Here is an 11,883-nt window from a genome sequence, read left to right on the forward strand (position 1 = left end):
GGGCGCCGTGGGGGCGGGGCGGGCGGGGTCAGCCCTGGCCGGAGGCGAGTGCGCGACTGCGGTCGCGGGCCGCCTCCAGGGCGGCGATGAGGGCGGCGCGCACGCCGTGGTTCTCCAGCTCGCGGATGGCGTTGATCGTGGTGCCGGCCGGCGAGGTGACGTTCTCCCGCAGCTTGACCGGGTGCTCGCCGCTGTCCCGCAGCATCACCGCGGCACCGTAGGCGGCCTGGACGATGAGGTCGTGCGCCTTGTCGCGGGGCAGGCCGAGCAGGATGCCGGCGTCGGTCATCGCCTCGACGAGGAAGTAGAAGTAGGCCGGTCCCGAGCCGGACAGCGCCGTGGCCGCGTCCTGCTGGGACTCCGGGACGAGCAGGGTCTTGCCGACGCCGTTGAAGATCTCCTCGGCGTGCGCCAGGTGCGCCGCCGTGGCGTGGGTGCCCGCGGAGATGACCGACATGGCCTCGTCGACCAGAGCGGGTGTGTTGGTCATGACGCGGATGACGGGCGTGCCGGGTGCCAGGCGCTCCTCGAAGAAGGTGGTCGGCACTCCGGCGGCCCCGCTGATGACCAGCCGGTCCGCAGGGGTGTGCGGCGCCAGCTCCTCCAGCAGCGCTGCCATGTCCTGCGGCTTCACGGTGAGGATGAGCGTGTCGGCGCTCTTCGCGGCCTCCGCGTTGCTCACCGCGCGCACCCCGTGCCGGGCGGTCAGCTCCTCGGCGCGTTCCGGGCGGCGGGCGGTGACCAGCAGGTTCTCCGTGGACCAGCCGCCGCGGATCATTCCGCTGAGCAGCGCCTCGCCGATCTTTCCGGTGCCGAGCACGGCGACTTTCTGCGTCATGCACCCAGTCTTGCAGGGGTCGGCGCCCTCAGGGGCGGGTGTCCGCGTCCTGGTACGGCGGGCGGAGTGTCGGGCCGGCTCAGGCGGTGCAGCGGTGCAGCGGTGGCGGCGCCGAGCAGGAGGAACAGCAGGACCAGCGTCCGGCGGTCGCGGCCGAGCTGGCGCAGTACTCGGCGGGCGGTCGCCAGGGTGCGGCGGCCGGAGAGCGCGGCGGTCATCGGCCGGTCCCCTCGGGGGTGTCGGGGGTGCTGAGGTGCCGGGGGTGCCGGGGGTGCCGGGGCACCACTGACACCGCCCGGCGCCCCCTCGCGTACGGGGGCGGCCGGGCGGTGGCGGGGCGGGGCCTGGGCTGCGGGCAGGTCTGGACAGGCGTGGACCAGGCGCGGAGTCAGGCGCGGCGCTTGGGCTTGCGGCGGGCGGCTGGGTTGCCGGTGCGGGTGGAGCGGCGGCGCTCGTACTGCTGCACGGCCTGCTCGTACTCCTCGCGGCGCAGCTTCTCACCGGGCGCCTCGACCAGGCTGCGGATGCCGTAGGCGAGCAGCACACCGATGAAGCCGATCAGCCGGATGCTGTGCTGGGAGCGGTCGCCGCTGTCGTGCGGGCCGTCGGGGCGCCGGGTGAAGCCGGTCCAGGTCCGGGTGAAGGCGATCGAGTTGCAGATGGCGAAGGCGACCACGACGGCGATGTTCACCACCCGTCCGACGTCGGCGATGGCCAGTCCCTCGTAGGACAGGCGCAGCACGATCGCGCCGGCCGCCGCCGCCGCGAAGGCGGCCAGGGTGAGCCCGGCGCGGCGCAGCAGGTAGCCGCCGGAACGGTCCACCCACGTGGTGCCGTAGAACCGGATGGGTTCCGGCTCCGGCGCGGTGGCGTTATTCGGCAGGCGGGTCGCGTCGTCCATGCGGTCGATTATCACCGCCCGCCGCCCGCCCGCCGCCGCCGGGACGGGCCCGCACGCCGTGCGATCGGACGGGGCCCCTCCGTGTTCAGCGGGCAGCTCCGTGTTCAGCCGGGCAGCTCCGCGCCGATGTGCGAGCTGGTCCCGACGGCCCGCTCGCCCTTCCCTCCGCGCTCTCTTGCGGTTACCCGGGAACGGCAGGAGAGTGTGTGACGTCCTGCACGAACGCAATCTCCGAGACGGGTGGTCATGGTGGCGACCAAGCGAGCGCTCAAGGGCCTGCCCGAGGACGCCGACCTGAGGCGCGCGGACTCCCTGGCACGGGAGATCTTCTCCGACGTCGCCAACAAGTGGGCGCTCCTGATCATCGAAGCACTCGGAGAACACACCCTGCGCTTCAGCGAGCTGCGCAACGAGGTCGAGGGCGTCAGCCACAAGATGCTCACCCAGAACCTGCGCATGCTGGAACGCAACGGACTGGTCGACCGCAAGGTGTACCCCACCGTCCCACCCCGGGTCGACTACACCCTCACCGAACCGGGCCGCGCCCTACGCACGACAGTCGACGCCCTCTGCCACTGGACCCACCACCACCTCGCACACATCGAAGACGCACGCCGCCACTTCGACAACTGACGAGCACACGGCAGCGCGCCCGGCGTGTGCGCGGACGCGCCCGCTTGCGCCGCCGCGCGCCCGGCGCTGCGCGTGACGGCCACCACCTGCGGCCCTTCGGCGCCCGGCCGGGCGCTACGCTGCCTGATGTCCCGCGGGGGAAGTCCGGTGAGAGTCCGGCGCTGACCCGCAACGGTAGGCGGAGCCCTTCACAGGGCCCCGCAAGCCCGATCACCCGCGGCGGCACAGCTCCTGTCAACTCGCCGTGGACTGCGAGGGGGTGCGGCACGGCACACCGTGCGCGGCGCAGGGCGCCGCGGGACGGCCCGGGCGGCTCCTGCCCGTGCCCGGCCCGAGGCTTAGGCGAACCGCCCGTGGCCACACCGGTCAAACACCCTCCCGGCCCCCGCACGGCTGCCGTACGCGAGGCTCGGCCCGCGCCCGGCCGCCGCGTACCCGTCCCCCTCCTGGTCGCCGGCCTCGCCGCGGTGCTGCTGGTGTCGCTGCCGGCGGCGGTGACGCTGGGCGCCTCCGGCCTGGGCTGGAGCGACGCGCTGGGATATCTGCGGGCCGGGTTCACCGGGGGCCTGATCCAGCCGGAGGACGTCGGGGCCTACACGATCGTGTGGGAGATCCGCTTCCCGCGCGCGCTGCTCGCCGCGGTGGTCGGCGCGGGGCTGGCGGTGGTGGGCGTGGCCGTGCAGGCCATGGTCCGCAACGCGCTGGCCGACCCGTTCGTGCTGGGCATCTCCTCGGGCGCCGCGGTCGGTGCCAACGCCGTACTGATCTTCGGAGCGCTGGGCGCCCTGGGCATGTACGCCGTCTCGGTGGCGGCGTTCGTGTCGGCGCTGGGCGCGATGACGCTGGTGTACGCGGTGGCGCGCACCGCGCACGGGCTGACGCCGCTGCGGCTGGTACTGACGGGCACCGCCATGTACTACGGCTTCTCCGCCGTGACGACGCTGATGGTGTTCATGGCCGAGCGGGGTGAGGCGGCCAGGTCGGCCATGATGTGGCTGCTCGGCAGCCTGAGCGGCGCCACCTGGACGTCCGTTCCCGTCGCCGGTGGCGCGGTGTGCGCCGGCACCGTGTACCTGCTGCTGTCGGCCCGGCGGCTGAACGCGCTGGCCATGGGGGACGAGACGGCCGCGGCCCTGGGCATCGACGCCGAGCGGTTCCGCCGGGAGCTGTTCGTGATGGCCGCCGCCGTCACCGGTGCCGTCGTCGCGGTGAGCGGCGCGATCGGCTTCGTCGGCCTGATGGTGCCGCACGCCGTCCGCATGGTGGTGGGCGCCGACCACCGGCGGGTCCTGCTCGTCGCACCGCTGGCCGGGGCGGTGCTGATGGTGTGGGTGGACGTGCTGTCGCGGACCGTCATGGCGCCCGTCGAACTGCCCGTCGGGGTGCTGACCGCGGTGATCGGCGTGCCCTGCTTCCTGCTGCTGATGCGGCGCCGCGGCTACGCCTTCGGAGGTGCCTGATGCAGGTGGACGTGACCGACCTGAGTGTGGAGATCGCGGGCGCCCGCCTGGTCGACGAGGTGACGCTGCGGGCCGGGAAGGGCCGGGTCGTCGGGCTGGTCGGGCCGAACGGCAGCGGCAAGTCGACGCTGCTGCGCTGCGTGTACCGGGCCCGCAGGCCCGCGGGAGGCACCGTGCGCCTGGACGGCGACGACCTGTACGCCATGACGAACCGGGAGAGCGCCCGGCGGCTGGCGGCCCTGCCGCAGGAGTCGGTGACCGAGTTCGACTTCACCGTCGCGGAGGTCGTCGCGATGGGCCGCGTCCCGCACCAGCGCGCCGCGGCCCGGTCCAGTGAGGCGGACCGGGCGCAGTGCGCGCAGGCGCTGCGGCGGGTCGGCGCGGACCACCTCACCGAGCGGGTCTTCACCAGCCTGTCCGGCGGCGAGAAGCAGCGGGTGCTGATCGCCCGCGCCCTGGCGCAGCAGCCCCAGGTCCTGGTGCTGGACGAGCCCACGAACCACCTGGACATCGCGCAGCAGTTGGAGGTGCTGGCGCTGGTGCGGGACAGCGGCCTGACGGTGCTGGCCGCACTGCACGACCTGAACCTCGCCGCACTGCACTGCGACGAGCTGTACGTCATCGCCGGCGGCCGGATCGTCGCGTCCGGTGCCCCGCACGAGGTCCTCACCGCGGACCTGCTCGCCGAGGTCTTCGGCGTGCGCGCTCACCGGGTGTCCCACCCGGAGACGGGCGCCGTGCAGCTGCTCTTCGACCGTCTCCCCTCCGAGTGAAGGACGCCACACCACCCATGAACCCCGCAACCCGCAGGACCACCCGCACCACCGCCCGGGCCGCCGTGTGCGCCGCCGCGGCGCTCACCCTGCTCGCCGGGTGCGGCGCCCAGGTCGACACCGGCTCCGACACCGGCTCCGACACCGGTTCCGACTCCGCCAAGGGCTCGTCCGCCGACGGGCACTACCCCGTCACGATCACCAACTGCGGCGAGAAGAAGACGTTCGACAAGGCGCCCGAACGGGTCGTCACCAACGACGTGGGCATCACCGAGATCATGTTCGCGCTGGGGCTCGCCGACCGGATGGCCGGCTACGTGATGCCGGACGACAAGGGCGACCTCGACGGCGTGCCCTGGAAGGACGGCTACGAGAAGACGAAGTGGCTGTCGAAGCGGCAGATCAGCAAGGAGATCGCCGTGGACGCCAAGGCCGACCTGGTGTTCGCCGGCTGGAACTACGGCTTCAGCGAGGCGAACGGGCTCACGCCCGCGACGCTCGAGAGCCTGGGCATCGACACGTACCTGCTCACCGAGTCCTGCCGAAGCGGCGAGGGCAAGGAGCGCGGTGTGATGTCGCCGCTCGACGCGCTCTACACCGACCTGCGCACCCTCGGTACCGTCTTCGACGTCGAGGACCGGGCCGAGAAGCTGGTGAAGGAGTTCCAGCAGGAGGTCGCCGCGGCCCAGGCCGCGGCGCCCAAGGGCAAGGACCGGCCGCGGGTGTTCCTCTACGACGACGGCCGCGACAAGCCGCTGACCTCCGGGGTGTTCGCCGGGCCGCACGACATCATCACCAAGGCCGGCGGCGACCACGTGATGAAGGACCTCGAGGACTCCTGGACGACGGTCGGCTGGGAGACGGTCGTGGACCGCGACCCCGAGGTCATCGTCATCAACGACTACGGCGACACCAGTGCCGAGGAGAAGCGCAGGTTCCTCAAGAGCTACGGACCGCTCAAGGGGGTCTCCGCGGTGAAGAACGACCGCATCTTCGTGCTCGACTACGTCGACCTGGTGGAGAGCCCGCGCAACCCCGCCGCGATCACCGCCCTCGGTGCCTACCTGCGCGAGACCGGCGACTGAGTCGGGCGGAGCACCGACGGGAGACCGGCGCCCGCGCCGCCGCGGGCGCCGGTGCTCCTACACTGGGGGCGTGGTGAGCACCGAGTGGCAGGACGACCTGCGCAAGCGCGGATACCGGCTGACGCCGCAGCGCCAGCTCGTGCTGGAGGCGGTGGACAAACTGGAGCACTCCACGCCCGAGGACATCCTCACCGAGGTCCGGCGGACCGCGGGCGGCGTGAACATCTCCACCGTCTACCGCACGCTGGAGCTACTGGAGGAGCTGGGGCTGGTCAGCCACGCGCACCTGGGGCACGGCGCGCCCACGTACCACCTCGCCGACCGGCACCACCACATGCACCTCGTGTGCCGGGACTGCACCACCGTGATCGAGGCGGACGTCTCGGTCGCCTCGTCCTTCGCGGAACAACTGCGCGAGTCCTTCGGTTTTGAGACCGATGTGAAACACTTCGCGATCTTCGGGCGCTGCCGCGAGTGCTCGGCGGACCGGCCCGACCACACATCCTGAGGTACTGGGGTTAACGCATGACCTACGCAAGCCCGCTGCTGTCGCTGCCCGGCGCCGTGTCCGCCGAAGGTCCCGACGAGGGGGTCGCCGCGCACTACGGCGACCTGTTCCGGGAACAGCGCGCCCTCGCCGACGGCACCGGCTTCGTGGACCTGTCGCACCGCGGTGTGCTCACCGTCAGCGGCGCCGACCGGCTCTCCTGGCTGCACCTGCTGCTCACCCAGCACGTCAGCGAGCTGCCGCCGATGCAGGCGGCCGAGTCGCTGATCCTGTCGGCGAACGGGCACATCGAGCATGTGCTGTACCTGGTGGACGACGGCACGACGACGTGGATCCACACCGAGCCGGGGCGGCAGCAGGCACTCCTGGACTACCTGGAGAGCATGAAGTTCTTCTACCAGGTGGAGGCGGCCGACCGGACTGCCGACTTCGCCGTGGTCCACCTGCCCGCCGGGTCGATCACCGCCACCCCCGAGGACACCGTCGCGCGCGAGACCCCGCACGGACGGGACCTGTTCCTGCCGCGAGAGCGGCTGCGCGACTTCGCCGAGGCGCACGGCCGCCCGGTGGGCGCGCTGGCGTACGAGGCACTGCGGGTGGAGGGCCACCGGCCGCGGCTCGGCCTGGAGACGGACCACCGCACGATCCCGCACGAGCTGGGCTGGATCGGCTCAGCCGTGCACCTGCAGAAGGGCTGCTACCGGGGGCAGGAGACGGTGGCGCGGGTGCAGAACCTGGGCAAGCCTCCGCGCCGGCTCGTCTTCCTGCACCTGGACGGCAGCGAGGTGACGATCCCCGGCCACGGCGACCCGGTGCGGCTCGCCTCGGACGGCCCCGACGGGCGCCCGCTCGGCTTCGTCACCACCTCGGCCCGCCACCACGAGCTGGGCCCGATCGCGCTGGCGCTGGTGAAGCGCAACGTGCCCGTCGACGCCGAACTGGTGGCCGGCGAGAACACCGCCGCGGCGCAGGAGACGGTCGTCGAGCCGTAGGTGTGTTCCCCTTTGAGGTCAGGGGCGCGGCCGGCGGTGGTTTGCCTGCGAGCGCGGTGTGTCCGCGGTGGCGATTGCAGGTGTGCAGCCGGCGAGGGAACGCGTCACGTCGTTCCTGCTCTGAGCAGTGGAGGCGGGTTCGTTCGTGGGTGATCCCACGGTTCCCACCGACACTCCGACCAGGGCGAGCACCGTCCGGAAACCTACGTCCAGAAACCAGACGGGCTCACGCCGCCCTCAAGTAGCCCAAGCCATACGGAGAGACAACCACAATGGCCGGAAACCGGGCTATCAGTGCACGGCGCATTGCAGGACTCTCGTGACGTCTCCATGCCGGAGACGTCACGCGAGACAGGGGAAAAACATGCGCAAGATCGCGATGGCCACCGCAAGTCTGGCCCTTGCCGTGGGAACCGGACTCGCCGGAGCGCCCAGCGCTGGTGCGGCGACCCCCTGCCCAAGCGGAGCACTCTGTATCCGTGAGGCGAACGGCAGCATCCTGAACAAGAACATCTTCTACAGCTACGGGGCTCACAACCTGTCGAACGTCACCGGTAACCGCGTACTGGCCCACTACCAGACCGGCGGCGCGGGCTACCAGGTCTGCTACGGGTACAACGGCACCAACTGCTCCAACGTGATCCGCTGGACAGGTGAATCAGCGCCGTACAACATGACGCCGATCAACTCCGTGGTCCTCGTGCGCTGACCACCGAGGACACCCCACGGCCCCGGCGTTGTTCCGGTCTGTCTGGTTAGTGATGGTTGGCCAGATGTCATAGGTCCTGATGAGCAGCGCAGACTCCGCTGCCAAAGGCTCAAAGGGTCTCGCTGAGGGAGTCGGCGAGGCGGCGCCGGGAGGTGCGGGCGGCCGGCAGGGCGGACGCGGCGACGGCGCCCAGCACGGCGGCCACCGCGACGGCCAGCAGCACGGCGGGCGGCGGGCTCTGCGCGATGCCCGCGCCGACGCCGCTGGACCGCCCCTGCGCGTCGACCAGCCAGCGCCCCACCAGCACGCCGAGCCCGGTGCCGAGCACCGCGGCGGCCAGCGCGGTGAACCCGGCAGCGGCCACGATGACGGAGCTGATCTGCCGCGGTGTCAGCCCGATGGCCTTGAGCGCCAGTAGGTCGCGGGCCCGGTCGCGGACGCTGGTGCCGATCATGGTGAGCAGTTCGGTGAGCCCGATCAGGGCGAGCACCGCGACCACACCGACGATCACGCCGCGGGCCGGGCCGAGGCCGGCCGCGGGCGGCGGCGTCTCGCGGACCTCCAGCGAGCCGCCGCCGTCCTGCGCGAGGTCGGTGGCGACCTTGCGGGCGTCGGCGCCCGGCCGCAGCAGCACGTGGTGGAAGGCGGGCCGCAGGTCCGGGTCGCGCTCACGCAGGGTGTCGAGTGTCGTGGAGACCACCCGGCCGCCGCTCTCGGGTTCGATGGTGCGGCCGACGAGGTGCAGCACCTGCGGCCGTCCCTCCACCGTCATGCGCACCCAGTCGCCGACCTGGACGCCCAGCAGGTCGAGCAGTCCCTGACCGGCGACCGCCTCGTCCGGCCCGTCCGCCGCGCGGCCCTCGACCACGTCGAACGGGTACGGGGAGCGGGCGGTGCCCAGGCCGCGCAGCGTGATGGTGCCGGTCTGGCCGGGCACCAGCGCGGCCACCTCCACGCCGGGGTGCGCGGCGCGCACGTCGGGGTGCGCGGTGAGGAGGCGGCGCACCTCCGCGTCGCCGAGCCGGTCGGGCTGCTCGGCCCGCGCGGTGAGCGCCGTCGGCAGGCCCAGGTGCCCGGACCGGCTGTGGAACTGGTCGAGCGTGGCCCAGGCGCCGAGCGCCACGGTGACGATCAGCAGCGGCAGCGCGAGCCGGGCCACGGCCAGCAGGGTGCGGGACCGGCGGGGGAAGGCGGCCCGCCACCCGAGCACCAGCGCGGGCGGCACGCCCAGGCCCAGTGCCCGGCGGCCCAACCCGGTCAGGCGGCTGCCACCGGGCAGCGCCGCCCGTGCCGCGGGCACCGGCGGCACCCGTCCGGCCCGCCAGGCGGCGAGGCCGGTGGCCGTCGCGATGAGCAGCACCGCGGCGGCCGGCATGCCCAGCAGCGTCGCGGTGTGCCCGGGGAGGTCGGGCCACACCCCGGCCGCCTCGCCGATCCGACCGGGGATGTGCGCGCCGAGCAGTGCGATGGCGGCCGTGCCCAGGGCGACGCCGAGCAGGGCGAACGCCAGGTGCTGGACGAGGAAGATCCGCACGACCTGGCCGGGCGTGAACCCGATGGCCTTGAGCACGGAGATGTCGCGGAGCTGGCCGCGGATGCGGGCGCTGATGGCGCCGGAGGCGGCGAGCGCGGCGGCGAGCAGCGCGCCCAACCCGAAGACGGCGAACAGCAGGCCGAGCAGCCGGTCGTCGCCCTCGGCCTCGGCCCGGGCCTGCTGCCACTTGGTGACCTGGGCCACGCGGTCGGCGCCGAGCAGGGTCACGGCGCGCTGCACGGTGAAGTCTGTGTCGCGCGGGTCGTCCAGCCGCAGGCCGGTGGTCTGGCCGGTGTGGTCGGGCACGGCGGCGTCGAGGGTGGCGGGCAGGACCCAGGCGGTGCCGGGGCGGTCGCCTGCCCGGTAGCGGGGCTCGGCCGCGTCGGCGGTCCCGGCCACGCGCAGCGTCAGCGTGCCGCCGTCCCGGTCCGGCACGGTGAGCGTGTCGCCGGGCTCGGCCCACAGCACCCGGGCCAGCGAGCTCTCCAGCACGATCTGGTGGACGTCACCCGCAGCGTCGCCGGGGGCGTCCCCCGAAGCGTCGCCGGGGGCGTCCTGGCCCGCCGCGTCCCCCGGGGCGGCCAGCCAGCGGCCCGCGACCATCTGCGGACGGGCCACCTCCGGCGGCTCGGGCGCGGCGGCGCGCAGCTCCACGGTGGCGCGGGCGCCGCGGGAGGTGACGGTGGCGCGGCCGGTCGGGAAGGGCCCTGACAGGCTCTCGACGCCGTCCAGCGCGGCCAGCTGACCGGGGTCGGCGCCGTCCCGGGTCTGAATCCACACGTGCGCGCCCTCGGACTGCGTGAAGATCCGCTGCCACGGGTTGGCGGCGTAGCTGAACAGAGCCCCGGCGAGCAGCAGCGAGGCGATGATGCCCGCCGTGGCGAGCACGATGAACAGCGCCTCGCCGCGGTGCGCCCGCAGGTCGGCGTGTGCCCAGCGCAGCGTGGCCCGCACCGTCAGTCCTTCAGTTCCAGCACGCCGGAGACGCCGCCGCCGGGTGGCCGGCGCCGACCGCCGCCGAGTGCGGCGTCGTCGGCGATGCGGCCGTCGAAGAAGCTGATGACGCGGTCGGCGGCGCTGGCCATGCGGGCGTCGTGGGTGACGAGCAGGATCGTCTGGCCGCGCTGGTGGAAGCGGGACAGCAGCCGCAGCACCTCGCGGGTGCCCTTGCTGTCGAGACTGCCGGCGGGTTCGTCGGCGAGCAGCAGCGCCGGGTGGTTGACGAGTGCGCGGGCGAGGGCGACCCGCTGCTGCTCGCCGCCGGATAGTTCGCCGGGCATGGACCGCTCCTTGCCCTCCAGGCCGAGTTCGGCGAGCAGGTCGGCCCGGCTGTCGCGGGCGGCCCGGGGGGACGCGCCGGCCAGCAGGGCGGGCAGCTCGACGTTGTCGGCGACGCTGAGGTTGGAGACGAGGTTGAAGAACTGGAAGACGATGCCGATGCTGCGGCGGCGCAGCACCGCCCAGCGGGCCTCGCGGTAGGTGTCCACGCGCTTCCCGTCGAGCCACAGCTCGCCGCTGTCGGGCCGCTGGAGCCCGCCGAGCAGGTGCAGCAGCGTCGACTTGCCGGCACCTGAGGGGCCGGTGACGGCGACGAACTCGCCGGGCTGCACGCTGAGGTCGACGTCGCGCACGGCGTGCACGGGGGTGCCCTCGCCGTGGTGGGTCTTGGTGAGCCCGACGGCACGCAGCAGCGGTGGCACGCCGGAGGCGCTGTGGGCGACGGGGGCGTCCGGCTCGGAGACGTCCGACGCGGGGGCGTCCGACGCGGGGGCGTCCGGCTCCGGAGGGGGACCCGGCGGCTGCGCCTTCGGGTCGGGGGTGCCGCCGTGGCTCATTCCAGCTCCTCCTGACAGCGTTCCAGCCAGTCGAGGTCGGCCTGGAGGTGCAGCATCGCGCCCTCGATGAGCAGCTGGGCGACGGGGTTGTCGCGGTCCTCGACCGCCGCCAGCTTGGACAGGTCCCGCATGGTGTTCAGGTACTGCCGCCGCTGCTTGTTGATCAGTGCGACCTGGTCGGCGAGACCGGACTGCCGGGCGAGTACCAGTTTCATGAAGAACTCGTCCCGGACGCGGGGCTCGTCGGTGGTCTCCTCGAACCAGCCGAGCACGGCCTCCCGGCCGGCGTCGGTGATCCGGTACGTCCTCTTGTTGGGACGGCCGGACTGCTCGACGTCCTCACCCTCGATCAGGCCGCTCTTCTCCAGCCGGCCCAGCGTGACGTAGACCTGGCCGACGTTGGGCTGAGGGTACGCGGCGCCCAGCAGCTTCTCAAGGTCCTGCTTGAGCTCGTACCCGTGGGCCGGACCGCGGGTGAGGAGCGCCAGCAGCGGCAGCCTCACGCTCTTCCCTCCCCGGTCCGTGGACGCTGGTGGCGGACCGGGCCGGGCTGTGGCCCGGATCGCTCTCGTCCTGTTCTTGGACGTCTAGTATCGCCCATGCCTAACAGGTATA

The 11,883-nt window shown here is 73.1% G+C and carries 13 protein-coding genes and 1 riboswitch; of the genes, 7 read left to right on the top strand and 6 right to left on the bottom strand.

The features are described from left to right. Positions 1-28 precede the first annotated feature (28 nt). The 3 genes from proC to QNO07_RS22585 form a co-directional block, all read right to left on the bottom strand. Complete coding sequence (gene proC, locus QNO07_RS22575; RefSeq protein WP_283994107.1) at positions 29-838, bottom strand: pyrroline-5-carboxylate reductase; 810 nt, start codon at positions 836-838, stop codon at positions 29-31. Further along, on the bottom strand, positions 835-1,056 hold the full coding sequence (locus QNO07_RS22580) for a hypothetical protein (protein ID WP_283994108.1): 222 nt from the start codon (positions 1,054-1,056) through the stop codon (positions 835-837). Before QNO07_RS22580 ends, proC begins: the two co-directional genes overlap by 4 nt. 170 nt (positions 1,057-1,226) lie before the next feature. Beyond that, the gene (locus QNO07_RS22585) at positions 1,227-1,739 is read right to left on the bottom strand and encodes a hypothetical protein (protein ID WP_283994110.1); all 513 of its coding nucleotides are present in this window, start codon (positions 1,737-1,739) and stop codon (positions 1,227-1,229) included. Positions 1,740-1,988: 249 nt separating this feature from the next. Here QNO07_RS22585 and QNO07_RS22590 point away from each other — a divergent pair, with 249 nt between their 5' ends. The 7 genes from QNO07_RS22590 to QNO07_RS22625 all read left to right on the top strand — a co-directional run bounded on the left by QNO07_RS22590 (position 1,989) and on the right by QNO07_RS22625 (position 7,899). After that, a complete protein-coding gene (locus QNO07_RS22590; RefSeq protein ID WP_283994193.1) occupies positions 1,989-2,372 on the top strand; it encodes a winged helix-turn-helix transcriptional regulator in 384 nt (127 codons plus the stop codon). Positions 2,373-2,508: 136 nt separating this feature from the next. Continuing rightward, positions 2,509-2,588, top strand: a riboswitch (cobalamin riboswitch). A 137-nt stretch (positions 2,589-2,725) separates the two neighbouring features. Further along, positions 2,726-3,832, top strand: coding sequence for a FecCD family ABC transporter permease (locus tag QNO07_RS22595; RefSeq protein WP_283994111.1), 1,107 nt, complete (start codon positions 2,726-2,728; stop codon positions 3,830-3,832). Continuing rightward, positions 3,832-4,605 carry an ABC transporter ATP-binding protein gene (locus QNO07_RS22600; RefSeq protein WP_283994112.1) on the top strand — a complete coding sequence of 258 codons (774 nt, stop codon included), beginning with the start codon at positions 3,832-3,834 and terminating at the stop codon, positions 4,603-4,605. Before QNO07_RS22595 ends, QNO07_RS22600 begins: the two co-directional genes overlap by 1 nt. Positions 4,606-4,622: 17 nt before the next feature. Continuing rightward, entirely contained in the window at positions 4,623-5,690 is a 1,068-nt protein-coding gene (locus QNO07_RS22605) for an ABC transporter substrate-binding protein (protein ID WP_283994113.1), read from the top strand. Positions 5,691-5,760: 70 nt separating this feature from the next. Next, positions 5,761-6,198, top strand: a complete 438-nt coding sequence (locus QNO07_RS22610; RefSeq protein WP_283994114.1) for a Fur family transcriptional regulator — start codon at positions 5,761-5,763, stop codon at positions 6,196-6,198. A gap of 17 nt (positions 6,199-6,215) precedes the next feature. Further along, positions 6,216-7,190, top strand: coding sequence for a CAF17-like 4Fe-4S cluster assembly/insertion protein YgfZ (ygfZ, locus tag QNO07_RS22615; RefSeq protein ID WP_283994115.1), 975 nt, complete (start codon positions 6,216-6,218; stop codon positions 7,188-7,190). Positions 7,191-7,554: 364 nt separating this feature from the next. Beyond that, the gene (locus QNO07_RS22625) at positions 7,555-7,899 is read left to right on the top strand and encodes a hypothetical protein (protein ID WP_283994116.1); all 345 of its coding nucleotides are present in this window, start codon (positions 7,555-7,557) and stop codon (positions 7,897-7,899) included. A gap of 109 nt (positions 7,900-8,008) precedes the next feature. Here the strand turns inward: QNO07_RS22625 and QNO07_RS22630 are convergent, their stop codons facing one another. The 3 genes from QNO07_RS22630 to QNO07_RS22640 are packed head-to-tail and all read right to left on the bottom strand — an operon-like array spanning position 8,009 to position 11,771. Further along, positions 8,009-10,387 (bottom strand): ABC transporter permease, encoded by a 2,379-nt coding sequence (locus tag QNO07_RS22630; RefSeq protein WP_283994117.1) that lies wholly within the window; start codon positions 10,385-10,387, stop codon positions 8,009-8,011. A 2-nt stretch (positions 10,388-10,389) separates the two neighbouring features. Continuing rightward, positions 10,390-11,268 (bottom strand): ABC transporter ATP-binding protein, encoded by an 879-nt coding sequence (locus QNO07_RS22635; protein WP_283994118.1) that lies wholly within the window; start codon positions 11,266-11,268, stop codon positions 10,390-10,392. Then, positions 11,265-11,771 (bottom strand): PadR family transcriptional regulator, encoded by a 507-nt coding sequence (locus QNO07_RS22640; protein WP_283994119.1) that lies wholly within the window; start codon positions 11,769-11,771, stop codon positions 11,265-11,267. The genes QNO07_RS22635 and QNO07_RS22640 overlap by 4 nt, the downstream gene beginning before the upstream one ends. Positions 11,772-11,883: the final 112 nt, after the last annotated feature.

Source organism: Streptomyces sp. 549 (assembly GCF_030124175.1).
Taxonomy (GTDB): Bacteria; Actinomycetota; Actinomycetes; order Streptomycetales; family Streptomycetaceae; genus Streptomyces.